Annotated in this window: 12 protein-coding genes and 1 riboswitch; of the genes, 4 read left to right on the forward strand and 8 right to left on the reverse strand. The window is 72.5% G+C overall.

The window, feature by feature from the left end; translation table 11 throughout:
• Nucleotides 1–8 precede the first annotated feature (8 nt).
• A complete protein-coding gene (locus tag ASD90_RS16750) occupies nt 9–1,253 on the forward strand; it encodes a DUF58 domain-containing protein (RefSeq protein WP_056759126.1) in 1,245 nt (414 codons plus the stop codon).
• Nucleotides 1,250–3,559 (forward strand): transglutaminase domain-containing protein, encoded by a 2,310-nt coding sequence (locus ASD90_RS16755; RefSeq protein ID WP_056759128.1) that lies wholly within the window; start codon nt 1,250–1,252, stop codon nt 3,557–3,559. Before ASD90_RS16750 ends, ASD90_RS16755 begins: the two co-directional genes overlap by 4 nt.
• Nucleotides 3,560–3,649: 90 nt before the next feature.
• Here ASD90_RS16755 and ASD90_RS16760 read toward each other — a convergent pair whose 3' ends face one another.
• From ASD90_RS16760 to ASD90_RS16790, 8 genes are all read right to left on the reverse strand, one after another.
• Complete coding sequence (locus ASD90_RS16760; RefSeq protein ID WP_056759129.1) at nt 3,650–4,126, reverse strand: DUF6069 family protein; 477 nt, start codon at nt 4,124–4,126, stop codon at nt 3,650–3,652.
• Nucleotides 4,127–4,414: 288 nt separating this feature from the next.
• Complete coding sequence (locus ASD90_RS23615) at nt 4,415–4,648, reverse strand: hypothetical protein (RefSeq protein WP_157610941.1); 234 nt, start codon at nt 4,646–4,648, stop codon at nt 4,415–4,417.
• A 165-nt stretch (nt 4,649–4,813) separates the two neighbouring features.
• Nucleotides 4,814–6,451 carry an RNA polymerase sigma factor gene (locus tag ASD90_RS16765; RefSeq protein ID WP_200958654.1) on the reverse strand — a complete coding sequence of 546 codons (1,638 nt, stop codon included), beginning with the start codon at nt 6,449–6,451 and terminating at the stop codon, nt 4,814–4,816.
• Nucleotides 6,452–6,788: 337 nt separating this feature from the next.
• The gene (locus ASD90_RS16770) at nt 6,789–7,187 is read right to left on the reverse strand and encodes a universal stress protein (protein WP_056759133.1); all 399 of its coding nucleotides are present in this window, start codon (nt 7,185–7,187) and stop codon (nt 6,789–6,791) included.
• A 166-nt stretch (nt 7,188–7,353) separates the two neighbouring features.
• Nucleotides 7,354–8,616, reverse strand: coding sequence for a homoserine O-acetyltransferase (locus ASD90_RS16775; RefSeq protein ID WP_056759139.1), 1,263 nt, complete (start codon nt 8,614–8,616; stop codon nt 7,354–7,356).
• 15 nt (nt 8,617–8,631) lie between these two features.
• Nucleotides 8,632–8,745, reverse strand: a riboswitch (SAM riboswitch).
• A 94-nt stretch (nt 8,746–8,839) separates the two neighbouring features.
• Entirely contained in the window at nt 8,840–10,432 is a 1,593-nt protein-coding gene (locus ASD90_RS16780; protein ID WP_056759142.1) for a DUF4192 domain-containing protein, read from the reverse strand.
• A 123-nt stretch (nt 10,433–10,555) separates the two neighbouring features.
• A complete protein-coding gene (locus tag ASD90_RS16785) occupies nt 10,556–11,281 on the reverse strand; it encodes a YkvA family protein (protein ID WP_056759143.1) in 726 nt (241 codons plus the stop codon).
• A gap of 105 nt (nt 11,282–11,386) precedes the next feature.
• Entirely contained in the window at nt 11,387–12,133 is a 747-nt protein-coding gene (locus ASD90_RS16790) for an EcsC family protein (RefSeq protein WP_082588837.1), read from the reverse strand.
• Nucleotides 12,134–12,301: 168 nt separating this feature from the next.
• Between ASD90_RS16790 and ASD90_RS16795 the strand changes: the two genes are divergently transcribed.
• Complete coding sequence (locus ASD90_RS16795; protein WP_056759145.1) at nt 12,302–13,468, forward strand: MalY/PatB family protein; 1,167 nt, start codon at nt 12,302–12,304, stop codon at nt 13,466–13,468.
• A 118-nt stretch (nt 13,469–13,586) separates the two neighbouring features.
• Nucleotides 13,587–15,212, forward strand: a complete 1,626-nt coding sequence (locus tag ASD90_RS16800) for a DNA polymerase (protein WP_235506767.1) — start codon at nt 13,587–13,589, stop codon at nt 15,210–15,212.
• The last annotated feature ends 78 nt before the right edge of the window (nt 15,213–15,290 follow it).

Here is a 15,290-nt window from a genome sequence, read left to right on the forward strand (position 1 = left end):
ACGCGCCCATGAGCTCGCTGCGCAGCGTCCTGACGACGAGGGGCCGGGCCTTCATGGGCTCCGGCACCGTCCTCGTGCTCGCCGGGGTCATCTTCGGCTTCCGCGACCTCACCCGCTTCGGGGTGCTCCTCGTCGCGCTCCCCCTCATCTCCGCCGTCCTCGTGCGCACCCGCAAGACGCGCATGCGCATCGAGCGGCACACCCACCCCGAACGCATCAGCGTCGGGCAGGACGCCCACGTGACGCTGTCTTTCGAGAACGTCTCGACCAACACGACGCCGATCTTCCTCGCGGAGGAGCGCCTCGACTACGTCCTGGGCGACCGGCCGCGCTTCGTCGTCGGGCGCATCCCGCCGGGACGGGTGCGGGCGATCGACTACGCCGTGCGCTCCCACCTGCGCGGACGCCACCACCTCGGCCCCCTCGGGGTCCAGGTCCAGGACCCCTTCGGCCTGGCCAACCGCAACGCCGTGCTCGAGGGCACCGCCGACCTCGTCGTGCTGCCGGCCGTGCACCCGCTGTCGTCGAACCGCCAGCCCAGTGCGGGCGTCGGCTCCGAGGGTGAGCAGGCCCACCTCATCGCGCTGCACGGCGAGGACGACGTCACCATCCGCGAGTACCGCGACGGCGACGACCTGCGTCGCATCCACTGGCCCGCGACCGCGCGCACCGGCGACCTCATGGTGCGCCAGGAGGACCGCCCCGCGCAGCGGCGAGCCGTCGTCCTCATCGACCCGCGGCCCTCCGCCCACGGAGGAACGGGCGTGAGCAGCTCGTTCGAGTGGGCGATCACCGCGGCCGCGTCGGTCGCCGTGCACCTCTGCGACTCCGGGTATGCCGTGCACCTCGTCTGCGCCGAGACGGTCGAGACGTCACGCGCGGCCGAGACGATGACACCCGAGGAGATGCTCGACGTGCTCGCCGTGGCGAGACCTCGCGACGACACGGGCGAGGACGAGATCCTCCGCGCCGGCCAGGCGCTGGCCGCAGCCGGTGGCTTCCTCGTCGCCATCGTCGGTCCGTCGGGACGTGACGTCACGTCCCGGGTGGCGAGCCTGCGCCAGCCTGGCACGACCGGGCTGGCGCTCGTCCTCGACGCACGCAGCTTCGGCACGACCGACGCCGACGAGGCCGGGCCACACGTCGACTCGCTGCGCCTCGCCGGCTGGCGAGCCGTCTCCGTCCACCGCGACGAGGACGTCGCGCACGCCTGGGCCGTGCTCACGGCCGCCACCGTGGGAGGCAGTCGATGACCCGCCGTCGCTGGAGGATCACCCTCCTCGCCGCGCTCGCGACGGTGGCCGCGGTCTACCCGATCACGAGCCTCTTCGTCGAGACGACCTGGCTGCCGCAGGCGGTCTTCATCGTCTTCCTCGTCGCGGGTCTCGGACTCGTCGGGTGGGGGCTCACCCGCTCCCGCGGTCTCGTCGTGCTCCTCCAGGTGCTCGTCACCACCTACGTCATCCTCGCCCGCTACACCGGCGAGACGTTCACCCTGCTGGTGCCGACACCCGCCACGCTCGAAGCCGCCAACTCCCTCGGGCTGCAGGCCCTCGAGACGATCAACCGCTACTCGGCGCCCGCTCCCCTCAACGACGGCATCACCTTCTGCCTCGTCGTCGCCGTCGCGCTCGTCGCGATCGCGGTCGACGCCATGGCGGCGACGTGGCGCAGCCCGGCAGCCGCCGGGCTCCCCCTGCTGACGGCCTACCTCATCACGGCGGCCAATGGTGACGCCGCGCTCGCGCTGCGCTACTTCGTCGTGCCCGTCGTGCTGTGGCTCGTCATGCTGCACACGACCGCTCGCGCCCAGTTCGGCCGCTGGGGCACCGCCAACGCGGCCGACCAGAGCGAGATCGACGAGGCCGCGCACGACCGCGAGGCCCTGCGCTCGTTCACCGCGGGCGCGCTCAAGCTCGGCGCCGTCGGCGTCGTCGTCGCGCTCCTCGTGCCGGCCGTCATCCCACACTTCCCCCCGCGCTACCTCACCGAGGGGCTCGGCCGGTCGGGCGGTGGCGGCGGCGAGGGCTCCGTCGGGTTCAACGACACGCTCGACCTCTCGCGCAGCCTCAACAACCAGGACCAGTCTCCCGTCCTGACCTACACCACCACCGCCTTCACCCGCGCTCCCCTGCGCGTGCTCGCCACGTCGTACTACTCGCGCGGGCAGTGGAGCGTCGCCGGGGCCACCGGCGAGCGACCCGACAACCCCGCGCCGCTCCCGCCGCCGAACAAGATGCGCAAGTACGACATCACCGTGACGGACAACACCCTCGCCGCACCGCGCATCGCCGCTCCGTACCCCGTCATCGCTTTGAACGCGGCGGGCACGCAGTGGAGCGTCGACCCCGTGACGCGCGACGTTCGCGTCGACCGCGCGGTGAGCAACTACACGGTGACGTACGCCGACATCGCACCGTCGCCGCCGGAGCTGCGCGAGTCCGGCGCCCCGGACTCCCCTGACATCACCGACGACGACCTCACCATCCCCGACCGCTCGCGCGACCTGATCGAGCAGTGGTCCGCCGAGGTCACCAAGGGCAAGGACAACCCGCTCGACAAGGCGATCGCGATCCAGAACCACCTGCGCGACCCGAGCCGCTACACCTACTCGCTCGACCTCGGCGAGTCGCTTCGCGACAGCCAGGGACGCCTCCTCGAGCCGATCCAGAACTTCTACGAGACCCGACGCGGCTACTGCGTGCAGTTTGCAACGGCGATGATCATGCTGGCGCGCGCACAAGGCATCCCGGCGCGCATGGCGATCGGCTTCCTGCCCGGTCAGCTCTCGGGCGAGCGCTACATCGTCCGGGCGAGCGACGCCCACGCCTGGCCCGAGCTCTACTTCCAGGGCTACGGCTGGCTCCGCTTCGAGCCGACCCCGGGTGCCCGCTCGGGCACGCCGCCGCCGTATGCCGTCCTCGGTGCGGACTCCGGCTCGACGGGTGGTGGCCGCGAGGTGAGCGACACCAACACCGCGAGCGGCGGGGCCTCGGTCAGCAGCACGAGCACGACGGCCACGGCCGCGCCCGTCCGGCCCCAGGAGTCCTTCCTCGACTCCCTCGGGCACGTGTTCAGCGTGCGCAACGTCGTCCTCGCGACTGCGCTCGTCCTCGGTCTGCTCGCGGCCTTCGCCATGCCGATCACGGCCTGGCTCCTCCGGCTGCGTCGACGGCGCGCCGCGGTGACCCAGCAGGACCTCATCGAGGCCGAGTGGGACGACCTCACCTCGCACTTCGGCGACCTGGGGCTCAGTGCGCCCGAGGGCGCGACCCTGCGCCAGCTGCGGGAGCGCTACGTCTCCGCCGGGCACCTGGACGAGGAGAACGCCACCGCCATGCGGCGGGTCACGGCCACGCTCGAGAAGTCGCGCTACGACCGGCCGGAGCGCACGACGCCGCAGGAGGCCTTCCGGCTGCACCACGACATCCGCTCGATCCGCCGCCAGGTGGGGCACACCCGAGCCTGGCAGACCCGGGCGCGGTCCTTCTTCTGGCCCGGGGCCGCCGTCTCGTTCTGGCGGTCGCTGCCCGACCGCCTGCTCCCGCGGCGCCGCTGACCCGGCGAACGGCACACACTCCCGGGACTCCACCCCCACGGCATACGCGAAGGAGCCCACGACGGTCTGTCGTGGGGCCCTCCCGAGCCGTCAGCGCCGTTGCCAGGAACGCTCCGCATCGACGACCGTGCGCGAGAGCACCGCGGTGAGCAACGAGCCGATGCACAGTCCGACGACGAGGTTGATGATGCTGACGGCGACCCTGCTCGCAGTCGAGCCGTCACGGGTGAACGGGAGAATCATGGCGGCCACCGTCGTCAGCCCGACGATCCAGGAGAAGAAGGAACGAGGCCTGGGCGTCGTCACCGACAGGAGATGGGCGAGACCTGTCGCGGCGACCGCGGCCAGGAAGGCGGTCACGGCGTAGTTGAGGCCGAGCGAGTCGCTGACGTGCAGGACGACGGCCGTCTTCGCCAGGCTGACGTCCAGCACGCCCTGAGCAAGAAGGACACCAACCCAGCAGGTCAGGGCGACCACCACCGCGGTGGCGAGGCCACCCGTCCAGAGGCGGCCCGCGTCGACGGAGACGTGGGAGGAGCGCCCCGGCACCACGTTCGGCTTGCTCATGATCGACCTTCAGTGCTCATGTCGCCCTCCGCAGTCGCTGTGTCGAACCCCGCACCCCATGAAACCGCGCCCGAGCCGCCCCGCGCCAGAGAACCGCCGGGCCGTACGCGTTACATGTGGCCCTACCTTGGGAGGTTCGACGGCGTGCTCGGAGTTGTCGGCGGGTAGCAGGCGCGCCGGAGAGACGGACATGGCCGCGTCCGCGAAGGACCCGAACGACCGGCTCGGATGACCGATGAAGACCCAGCTGGCCGTTGAATCGCAGTGGTCCTTCGAGTCCTTCGCTCGTCACCCGATTCGCGTGAGCAGCTCGGCCGAGAGCCACTGCTGCACCAGGACGCGGTCGGTCTCGATGAGGTACGCGACCAGAGCGAACCAGACCCCGTCCCGCTGCTGCCACTCGATCACGATGCCCGGGTGTGGGCCGGGGGCGTCGGGGCCGCCGCGGACCCAGCAGTGCCGGCGGCTGGGCGGTGTGGGCGGGATGGGGTGCTCGTGCCCCCGTCCCGATCCGCCAGCCATGGCTCCAGTGTGGCGCATCCTCGAACACCTGTTCGACCACATGGCGAGGCATCACCGTCCTTGCGGGCCGACAGCGCACCGGTCCAGGCCGCTACCGGACATGCCGCAGGTCAGGCGCCCATTGGGCACCTGACCTGCGCACACGCGATGGAGCGAGCCGAACCGTCAGTCCAGGTAGTCGCGCAGCACCTGGCTGCGGCTGGGGTGACGCAGCTTGCTCATCGTCTTGGACTCGATCTGGCGGATGCGCTCACGCGTCACCCCGTAGACCTTGCCGATCTCGTCGAGCGTCTTCGGCTGGCCGTCGGTCAGTCCGAAACGCATCGAGACGACGCCCGCCTCGCGCTCCGAGAGCGTGTCGAGGACCGAGTGCAGCTGCTCCTGCAGGAGCGTGAAGCTCACGGCGTCGGCCGGGACGACGGCCTCGGAGTCCTCGATGAGGTCACCGAACTCGCTGTCACCGTCCTCACCGAGCGGCGTGTGCAGGGAGATCGGCTCGCGGCCGTACTTCTGGACCTCGACGACCTTCTCGGGGGTCATGTCGAGCTCCTTGGCGAGCTCCTCCGGGGTGGGCTCGCGGCCCAGGTCCTGGAGCATCTGGCGCTGCACGCGGGCCAGCTTGTTGATGACCTCGACCATGTGGACCGGGATGCGGATGGTGCGCGCCTGGTCGGCCATCGCGCGGGTGATGGCCTGGCGGATCCACCACGTCGCGTACGTCGAGAACTTGTAGCCCTTGGTGTAGTCGAACTTCTCGACCGCACGGATGAGGCCGAGGTTGCCCTCCTGGATGAGGTCGAGGAAGAGCATGCCGCGACCGGTGTAGCGCTTGGCGAGCGAGACGACGAGTCGCAGGTTGGCCTCGAGCAGGTGGTTCTTGGCCTTCTTGCCGTCCTGGGCGATCCACCACAGCTCGCGCTTGAGCTTCATGTCGATCTTGTCGCCGGAGTTGAGCTTCTCCTCGGCGAACAGGCCGGCCTCGATGCGCTTGGCGAGCTCGACCTCCTGCTCGGCGTTGAGGAGGGCGACCTTGCCGATCTGCTTGAGGTAGTCCTTGACCGGGTCGGCCGTGGCGCCGGCGGTGACGACCTGCTGTGCGGGCGCGTCGTCCTCGTCGTCGTCACGGATGACGAAGCCGGACTCCTCGGTCTCCTCGGGCTTGGCCGCGGCGGCCGGCGTGGCCTCGTCGCCGTCCTCGGCGTCGTCGTCCACGTCGACGGCCTCGACGACGGCCTCGACGACGACCTCCTCGAGCTCGGCGGCCGGGGCGTCGTCGGGCTCGGCGTCGTCGGCGTCACCATCGGCGGCGACGGTGCCGTCGGCGGACGTCGCGGCCTTCTTGGCCGCCGTCTTGCGGGTGGCCGCCTTCTTGGCGACGGGCTTGGCCGCGGCCTTGGCGACACCGGCGTTGGTCGCGGCCTTCTTGGCCGTGCGCGCGGCAGCAGCCTTCGGGGCGGTGGCGGGCTCGTCATCGGTGGCAGCGGCGGCTCGGGCCGGGGCTGCCTTGGCCGTCGTCTTCTTGGCGGCGGTCTTCGTCGTCGCGGTCGTGGTCCGCGTCGCGGACTTCGTCGCCGCGGCCGTGGTGCTGCGTGCGGTGGCCACAGTGCCTCCCTTGGTCCCTGTACGGGTCTTCTTCGTCGTGCTGGAGTGCGGCGCGTCGACGACGATCTCGATGTCGTGGGCCTCGAGGGTCGTGAGGACCGGCTTCATCTGCTTCAGGTCGAGTCCTGCATCGACCTGGGCGCGCGCGATCTCCGTTCCGGTGATGGTGCCGCTGGTGCTGCCCTTGACCAGGAGCTGCATGATCGCCTCGTGCTGGAACACCTTCGGCAGGGTCTTGGGAGCTCCAGCGGTTGTTGCCTTAGGCACGGATGCAGTCGCCTTTCGTCACAGGTCTCGTCAGATGACCGACCCGAATCCGGGCATGCATCATCACAACGAACGAGAATGGGGGTTGGTGCCGGAAGAGCTTGGCCTGTCGGAGTCGATCCCTGTTTCGATCTCTCGGTGCGCCTCGTGCGATCCGGTACTCGGACATTATAAAACGGCGTACGCCCTTCGAGCGAACGCACGTCAAACTCGCGTGCCGGACGAGGCGCAGGTCACGGTCCGCACCCCATCCGGAGCGTGCCGACGGCGGTCAGTCGCCCTTGACCGCGAGCACAGGACAGCTCGCGTCGAGCAGGATGCGCTGGGCGTTGGACCCCAGGATGAGCTTGCCGACCGGGCTGCGACGACGCAGGCCGATGACGATGAAGTCGGCCTTCTCCTCCTCCGCGACGGAGATGAGGTCCTCGGCGGGGTCGTTGCCCCGGACGAGCTGGCGCACCTCGTGCTCCAGCCCCTTCTCCTCGAGGAGCGTCTGCACGCGGCTGAGCTCGCTCTCGAACTGGCTGGCCTCGTTCGCGTCGAAGTCCTTGCCACCCCGGTGGGAGCTGATGACGACGAGCTTCGAGCCACGCAGGACGCACTCCTCGGCGGCTCGCTTGAGCGCCGCGCGACCTTCCTTGGTGGCGACATAACCAACGACGATGGCCACTTTCCCGGACCTCCTTGGGACGGAAACAACCAGTGCTCGCACCGTACCCGATAACGAGGCGTCCGGCGCGTCCCGCGCGAAGTCTCGCCGAGTCACCGTCGGGGCGCACGACCAAGGCATGCGATGACGGCACACACCGGCGAACCCGCCCGGGCCGCAGACGGGTTCAGCCGCGGCGACGCTCGAGCGCGTCCCGGACGATGCGACCCACCTGGTCCTCCTCGATGAGGAAGCCGTCGTGCCCGAACTCGGAGGTGATGTGCGCGCGACGTGAACCCGGCAGAGCGGCGTGCAGCTCGTCCGACAGCCGGGGTGGGTAGAGACGGTCGGTGTCCACCGAGACGATCGTGCAGTCGGCGCGCACGCGCTCGAGGGCGACCTCAAGCCCACCCCGGTCGCGGCCGACGTCGTGGGAGTTCATCGCCTCGGTCAGCACGACGTAGGAGTTCGCGTCGAATCGACGCGCCAGCTTGCCGGCGTGGTGGTCGAGGTAGGACTCGACGGCGAAGCGGCCGCGGTCGCCCGCGCGCAGTGGGTCCTCGCCGAGCTGGGCCTGGCGTCCGAACCGCTCGCCCAGCTCGGTCTCGGTGCGGTAGGTGATGTGCGCGATGCGGCGGGCCAGGCCGAGGCCCGTGTCGGGACGCGTGTGGCCGTCGTAGTAGTCCCCGCCGGCGAAGTCGGGGTCGTTGCGGATCGCGAGCAGCTGCGGCTGGCACCAGGCGATCTGGTCAGCCGTCGCGTACGCCGTCGAGGCGAGCACGATGCAGCGGTCGACGTCGTCGGGGTAGGTCACCGCCCACTCGACCGCCCGCATCCCACCCATCGACCCCCCGACGACGGCGGCGAGGCGGCGGATGCCCAGCCCGTCGAGGAGCCGGCGCTCGACGGCGACCTGGTCGCGCACGGTGACGTAGGGAAAGCGGCTCCCCCACGGCAGGCCGTCGGGCGCCTTGCTCGCGGGGCCGGTGCTTCCCTGACAGCCCCCGAGGACGTTGGACGCGATGACGAACCACTGCTCGGGGTCGACCGGGCCACCCGCACCGACGAGGGCGTTCCACCACCCGGGCGAGGCGTGTCCGTCGCCGGCCTCACCGATGACGTGGCTGTCGCCCGTCAAGGCGTGCTCGACGAGGATGACGTTGTCGCCCGCGTCGTTGAGCCGGCCCCACGTCTCGTAGGCGATGCGGACGTCGGGCAGCACGCCCCCGCGCTCGAGCTCGACCTCGCCGATGTCGGCGAACTGCCGCCGACCGACGGGGTCCCCGTCGCGCCAGGCGCCGTCGGGCCGACGGGGCTCGCATGTCGTGTGGTCGTCGACACGGCTCGTCGCGGCATGGTCCGGCGTCGCTGCGGTGCCGCCTGTCTGGCCGGTGCCAGCGGTCGCGAACCGCGGCCGGCGCGTGCTCTGCTTCCGGTGGGTGACGGTCATCGGGGTACTCCTCGGTCCTCGCGCTTGCACGCACCGGGACGGGTGCGGCCAGGTCTTCACCCGGGGCACCCCACCGCGAAGGAGGGTTGCCGACCAGCGAGCCGGGGCTTGTCGCTGGTACTCATGACCTGCTCCAACCATACGCGAGGCCTCCCCGGGCCGAGATCGGCCGGTCCACGACATGGACTCCGACCCACCGGCGCCGAGGCCTCATGGCCCGTGGTCAGGCGCACCTGCTGGGACGGACGCCGTGGTCGAGAGCGTCGCGGACGGCCCGGCTCAGGGAGTGGTCCGGCTCGAGCCCGAGCGCGTGGTCGACGGCGACACCGGCACGTGCCCCGTCACCGCACCACCAGGCGAGGTGGGCCACGATCGAGAGCAGGGGCGCGGCATGGGCGGCCGGGGTGAGGCGACAGACCTGCTCGAGGCGCGACAGGAGCAGCCGGGGTGCCGCGGCCTCCTCCCAGCCGTCCCAGTCGGGTTCGTCCCGGCGCGCACCGAGGTCGTCGTCGTCCACCGGCTCGGCGCGCTCGAGCAGTGCCGCCCGCTCGTCCAGGCCCTCCCCGTCCAGCCCGTCCTCGTCCTCCTTGTCCAGCCCGTCCCCGTCCAGCTCGTCCAGCTCGTCCAGCTCGTCCACCTCGTCCACCTCGTCGAGCTCGTCCACCTCGTCGAGCTCGTCCAGGGTGCGGCGTACGTCGAACCAGTCGGCCGTTCGCTCGCCGTCGGCGTCCCCGGCAAGCGGGCCCCACGGGTCTGCGTCCTCGTGGGACAACAGCTCCTGCAGCGAGCGGACCGCGTCGAGGTCGGGGTCGGACAGCCGGGCCCCGACCTCTGTCCCCCTCCAGCGTCCCGGAGCGCCGCCATCCCGCGGTTGGGACCTCGCCGTGCTGCCCTCGGGGAGCTCGCCCGCCGCCGGGGGGACTCGGAGGTCCGGGCCCAGCAGCAGCTCGAGCAGCACGGCGACGTCGTCGGGCAGGCGGCCGGCCGGCAGGGTGCCCGGGCACAGCCAGCCCACGAGGGCCTCGCGCACCTCGCGGTCACGCAGCGGACCGACGAGGGACGGCAGCCAGTGCTCGATGCCGTAGCCCTCGATCTCGCCCCGCAGGACCCCACCCCAGGCGACGAGGGAGTCGTTGACGAGGAACTGTCGAGCCGTCGGGTCGGTGCCGTCGAGGACGCCCAGACGCACCTCCGTCGGGCGCAGTGGACGCCGCGACGGTCTCCGTCGTCCGGGCGGGTCGGCGTCCTCGGTGATCGTCCCGCCGGCGGCTGCGTAGCGACGCTGCCAGTCGTCGATGGCGGCGACCGCGAGGTCGTGTCGTGGCTCCGACGAGGCGAGCGGCTCGACGAGCCGCGCCAGCTCGTCCCGGTCAGGCAGCACGGCGTGCCCCAGCGCGACGTAGCTCGCCACCGCGGGCACGTCAGCCTGCTCGGGAAGCAGCCAACCCTCGTCGGGGCAGCAGCCGCACCCGACGGAGCGCCACCGTCCGTCGCGCACGACGAGCCGCTCGCGGACGACCACACGGTCGGACTCCACTCCGGCGCCGAGCGCCTCGAGCAGGGGCAGGGACTCGTCCGGCTCGACCTCGAAGCCGACGAGAGCCACGGACGACGGCGATCCCTGCAGCAGGGTCGGCAGCGTCTGGGCGGCTGCCTCCGCGGCCAGGCCCTCGTCGACGAGGTCGAGCCGGGCCACGAGCCCGAGCCGTCGGCCGTGAAAGCACACCACGACGACGCTCCGCACCGGCTGGAAGCCGAGGTGGAAGGGGATGACGGTCAGCAGCTCGGCCGGCCCGGACAGTGAGATCTTCGGCATGCCCCGAGCCTGTCCACCGGGCTCCGGCCGGGACAGGCCCGGCCGCGTCCCTGTGGACCGACGTGCCGCCGCCGCAAGGGGTGTGGATGGCCGAGGCCGCGCCCGTCCGTCGGCGGGGGAGGCTCAGCGCTCGAGGCGCTTGCGGACCGACTCGAGGACGTAGTCCGCCGCCGCCTGCCGCATCCCCTCGGGAAGGCGCACGCGCTCGCCACGACCCGGCCCCGTGACCCGGTCTGCCCCGGTGCTCGCCCCGTCCGAGGCACCGACACCGGGCTCGCGGCGGGAGGCACCCGTGACCCGCGTGAGGCGACTGGCGATGCGGCCGGGGGCCGCCGCTCCCGTGGTGTCGCGGTCCCGGCGGAGCCCGTCCTGGTCGCCTGCGGACCACCCTGTGGTCGGGACGCCCACCGGGCCATCCAGCGGCACACCGGGCACGGTGGCCCGTGAAGCGTCCGAGTGCGAACCGCCCGCCGGAGCCCAGGGCGCGGTCCCGCGACGTGGGCGCGGCCGGTGCCGCCCCTGACCGACCTCCCAGGCGATGAAGCGCTCGGTCTCCTCGAAAAAGGCCTTGACCGCCCACGAGATGACGACGGCGTCGTCGGCCGCGCCGATGACGGGCAGGACCGCCTCGGGCACGAGGTCGACGGGCGAGGCGACGTAGACGACCGCCCCCGCGACGAGCCCGAGCCGCTTCAGGGTCGTGCCGGCATACGTCCCCTCGACCGTGGCGCGCACGAGACGCGGCACCGCCTGCACGCGCTCGGGGATGCTCGGCCCCCCGGCGCGCGTCGAGGCGCGCACGACTGAGGCGACGGTCGTGGCCATCTTGATCCGGGACGCGGTCCTCATGCCCGGCCCAACGAACGGGTGTCCCCTGCGATTCCCCGGCCCGGACGGCGATGCGCAACGGTGATCTGCGTGCTCTCCACGGTCAGGCCTGCCCAGCCGGTCGTCTCAGCGACCGAAGGTCGCGACCGGAGGGAACTCCTTGGCCGCCTGCTTGCCGATGCGGTTCAGCATGTAGACGTCGACCGCCGCGCCGACGAGGCCACCCACGAAGGGGACCAGGCGGCCGAGCCTGGCGAAGGTGCCCTGCCCGATGCGTCCGAGGAGGCGGAAGCCGACGGCCTTGTTGAGGACCATGAGGGCCGGGGCGGGCAGGCGGTCGAAGGCGACGGCCGACAGCTTGCCGCCGGCAGCATGCAGGCCAGCCTTCTTCAGGATGTCCTCGCTGTCGGCACCGGCGAGGGTCAGCAGGATCGCGGAGCGGATCTCGGGCTGGTCGATGTCGTAGCCGCGCACCTTGGCCGTGGCCGCGGTCATGCGCGTGGCCAGCAGGTAGAACTCGAGCACGTTGGCGGGCAGCGAGAGTGGCATCAGGAAGAAGCCGCCCAGGCCGGTGACGAAGCCGCCGACGGCGCCGAGCTGCCGGTGGTCGCGCGCGATGATCCGCAGCGCCTCGTCGGCGTCGCCGCGGGCGTGCTTGAGCACGTTGGCGGCGATCTCGTGAGCCGGGTCGAACGGCCCCTTCCCGTCGATGCCGACATCGAGCAGCCGCTCGACCAGCCGGGTCGCGGCCCCCGAGAGCCCGCCCTCGGCCGGCAGCGCGGCTCGCTCGAGCGCGCCGGCGTCCTTCGCCGTGCGCAGCTGCACCGCGGTCGCGTCCGATGCCTCGACGGTCTCGTCCCTGTCCCAGCCCATGATGCCCACCGGTCTCCATCCTCTGTCCGTCGTCCCTGCGCAGCGACCCTCGCTGCGCCGCCGACGACACCGTATGCCGCCCGGGTCGCTCGTGGCATCCTCGTACCCAGTCGAGCCGGCCCGGGACCGCAGGAGACGGCGTCGGTCGGCTCTCGTAGGGTCGCTCCCATGGGTGAGAGGCGCGGGAGCAGCGCGACGATCTTCGGCGTGCCACTGGCCGACCTCCGGCGCGACCGCACGTCGGTGAAGTGGGGACGCTACGGCCCCGAGGTCATCCCGATGTGGATCGCGGAGATGGACTGTGCGCCGTGCCCGGCCGTCGTCGACGCCGTGAGCGCCGCCGTGGCCCGGGGCGACACGGGCTACGCCCTGACGGAGGAGTATGCCGCCGAGGTCGCGGCGTTCGCCGAGGACGAGTGGGCGTGGGGGTTCGACCCCCGCACGACGACCCGCGTGGCCGACGTGCTGACCGGGGTGACGCACCTGCTCGGGCTCTTCACCGACGCGGGGGGCCCGGTGGTCGTCAGCCCGCCGGTCTACAACGCCTTCTACGAGGTCGTCGAGGCGTGCGGACGACAGGTGGTCGAGGCGCCGCTGGGCCCGGACCACCGGCTCGACCTCGACCGTCTCGCCGAGGTCTTCGCCCGGGTGACCGCCGACGGCGCGCGCGCGGCGTACCTGCTCTCCAACCCGCACAACCCGACGGGCACGGTGCACACGCCGGCCGAGCTGGAGGCGCTCGCGCGGGTCGCCGACGAGCACGGCGTCAGGGTGGTCTCCGACGAGATCCACGGCCCGCTCGTGCTCCCGTCGAGCACGTTCACGCCCTACCTCACCGTCGCGGGAACGGAGCGCGGCATCACCGTCACGTCGGCCTCCAAGGCGTGGAACCTCGCGGGGCTCAAGGCGGCGATCATCGTGCCCGGCGAAGGGGCCCTCGACGACGTGCGCCGGCTGCACCCCTACGTCACGTTCGGCGCGAGCCACCTGGGCGTCATCGCCCAGACGGCCGCCTACCGCGACGGGCGCGGGTGGGTGCACCGGCTCGTCACCGAGCTCGACGCGAACCGCAGCCTGCTCACCGACCTCGTGGCCGAGCTCCTGCCCGGGGCCCGGCTCGCCGTGCCCGAGGCCACCTACCTCGCGTGGGTCGACCTCTCGGGGCTGGGCCTCGGCGCCGACCCGGCGGGCGAGGTGCTGCGCCGGGCGCGGGTCGCGCTCTCCCCCGGGCCGCTCTTCGGCTCCGGGGGCGCGGGGCACGCCAGGCTCAACTACGCCACGTCTCCCGAGGTCCTCCGCGAGGCAGTCGAGCGGATCGCCGGCTCCCTTGACTGACAAGCCTCCCGGTCCACCGCTGGTCGCCCTCGTCGTCGGTCCTCGGGGCGCGTATGCCGTGGGGCCGGGTGTCGACGAGGCCTGGCCGCTCGGCGACGTGGTGCGGCGGTTCGTGGACATGACGACCCGGCTCGGTCCCCGCTGGGTCGTGTGGTCGGCCACCTCCACCCTGCGCGGCGTCGTCGCGGCCGGAGTCGACGTGGCACGCACCTGGGACCTGGCGGAGGCGCACCGCATCGTCCACGGCGGCTGGTGGGCCACACCGGGTCACGTGGTCGCCGGGTGCCTCGGGCTGGACGAGGCCGAGGTGCCGGCCCCCCGCTCCCCCCGGCTCAGCGGGTTCGACGGCGACCTCTTCGACGTCGTCGCCGGCGAGGACGCGTCCCTGCTGACGACCGCCGGCCACCTCCGTGCGGACGCCCTCGCGTGGGCCACCGACGACGCGCGACTGCGCGAGCTGGCGGTGCTGGCCCTCGACTGCCGGTCTGCGCAGCGCGAGGCGCTCGGTCGCATCGGCGGTGAGCACGTGGGCCGGCTCGAGCGCACCGTCTGGTCCGAGTCCGCGGCGGCGGTGCTCTGCCTCGAGCTCGAGCGCGACGGGCTGCCGGTCGACCGCCCGGCCGCCGAGGACCTCATCGCGGCCTCGGCCGGCGTGCGGCCCCGGGACGACGCCGACGCGGCCCGCATCCGGGCCGAGCGCGACGCCGTGGTGCTTCGCCACGCCAGCGGCCGGGAGCGCACCGACCTGCGCAACCCCGGGCAGGTGCGCGAGCTGCTGCTCTCGGTCGGCGTCGACGTGCCCAACACCCGTGCCTGGGTGCTCGAGCCATACCGGCACACGCACCCCCTCGTCGACGCCCTGCTGCGGTGGCGCAAGGACGAGCGGATCGCGACGACGTACGGCTACCGCTGGCTCGACGACCACGTCGGCGCCGACGACCGGCTCCGCGGCGGCTGGACCGCCTGTGACGGTGCGGCGGGACGCATGACCGCGCAGAACGGCCTCCACAACCTCCCCGCTCCCCTGCGCCCTGCCATCTGCGCGGCCCCGGGCCACGTCTTCGTCCGCGCCGACCTCGGCCAGATCGAGCCGCGCGTGCTCGCCGTGGTCAGCGCAGACCGGGCGTTCGCCGAGGCCACCCGCGCCGACGACCTCTACGCCCCTGTCGCAGCCAAGCTCGGCGCCGACCGCCCCCGGGCCAAGGTCGCCGTCCTCGCGGCCATGTACGGCCAGCGCTCCGGAGCGGCGGGCGAGGCCCTCAAGGACCTCGAGCGCGCCTACCCCGTGGCCATGGAGCTGCTCGACCGGGCGTACGCCGACGGCGTCGCCCGGCGTCCGGTGCGCACGTGGGGTGGCCGGCTCATCCGCTTCGGCGGTGTGCCGGTGCCCGCCCTAGAGCCCGGTGCTCCGGAGCCCTCCGGGAGCGCCGAGTTCTCGGCCTCGGGCGCCGACGGCGCCCGAGGTCGCTACGCGCGCAACGCGATCATCCAGGGGTCGGCGGCCGAGCTCTTCAAGGCGTGGGCCGCGACGGTGCGCCACGCGGTGCGCCCGCTCGGCGGCCAGATCGTGCTGTGCCTGCACGACGAGCTGCTCGTCCACGTCCCCGAGCGCGAGGCGGAGGCCGCCGCGGCCGCCGTCGAGGGCACGCTGACGAGCGCGGCCCGCACGTGGGCCGGCACCGACGAGGTGCGGTTCGTCGCCGACACCTCGATCGTCCGCCGCTGGAGCGAGGCCAAGGCCTGATCGTCCCCGGTCTCCCCCGTCGAGAGGCCACCTGTGGCCGCGCCCGACACGTCGAAAGGCCACCCTTTGCGAGCGGGA

It is taken from the genome of Terrabacter sp. Root181, from assembly GCF_001428505.1.
In the GTDB taxonomy this organism is placed as follows: Bacteria; Actinomycetota; Actinomycetes; order Actinomycetales; family Dermatophilaceae; genus Terrabacter.

Excerpts from the sequence above, each read along its gene's own strand:
- ASD90_RS16780 (WP_056759142.1), bottom strand. The coding sequence starts at position 10,432 with ATGCCGAAGATCTCACTGTCCGGGCCGGCCGAGCTGCTGACCGTCATC.
- ASD90_RS16760 (WP_056759129.1), bottom strand. The coding sequence starts at position 4,126 with ATGAGCAAGCCGAACGTGGTGCCGGGGCGCTCCTCCCACGTCTCCGTC.
- ASD90_RS16785 (WP_056759143.1), bottom strand. The coding sequence starts at position 11,281 with ATGAGGACCGCGTCCCGGATCAAGATGGCCACGACCGTCGCCTCAGTC.
- ASD90_RS16750 (WP_056759126.1), top strand. The coding sequence starts at position 9 with ATGAGCTCGCTGCGCAGCGTCCTGACGACGAGGGGCCGGGCCTTCATG.
- ASD90_RS23615 (WP_157610941.1), bottom strand. The coding sequence starts at position 4,648 with ATGGCTGGCGGATCGGGACGGGGGCACGAGCACCCCATCCCGCCCACA.
- ASD90_RS16795 (WP_056759145.1), top strand. The coding sequence starts at position 12,302 with ATGGGTGAGAGGCGCGGGAGCAGCGCGACGATCTTCGGCGTGCCACTG.
- ASD90_RS16775 (WP_056759139.1), bottom strand. The coding sequence starts at position 8,616 with ATGACCGTCACCCACCGGAAGCAGAGCACGCGCCGGCCGCGGTTCGCG.
- ASD90_RS16765 (WP_200958654.1), bottom strand. The coding sequence starts at position 6,451 with ATGCAGCTCCTGGTCAAGGGCAGCACCAGCGGCACCATCACCGGAACG.
- ASD90_RS16790 (WP_082588837.1), bottom strand. The coding sequence starts at position 12,133 with ATGGGCTGGGACAGGGACGAGACCGTCGAGGCATCGGACGCGACCGCG.
- ASD90_RS16755 (WP_056759128.1), top strand. The coding sequence starts at position 1,250 with ATGACCCGCCGTCGCTGGAGGATCACCCTCCTCGCCGCGCTCGCGACG.
- ASD90_RS16800 (WP_235506767.1), top strand. The coding sequence starts at position 13,587 with ATGACGACCCGGCTCGGTCCCCGCTGGGTCGTGTGGTCGGCCACCTCC.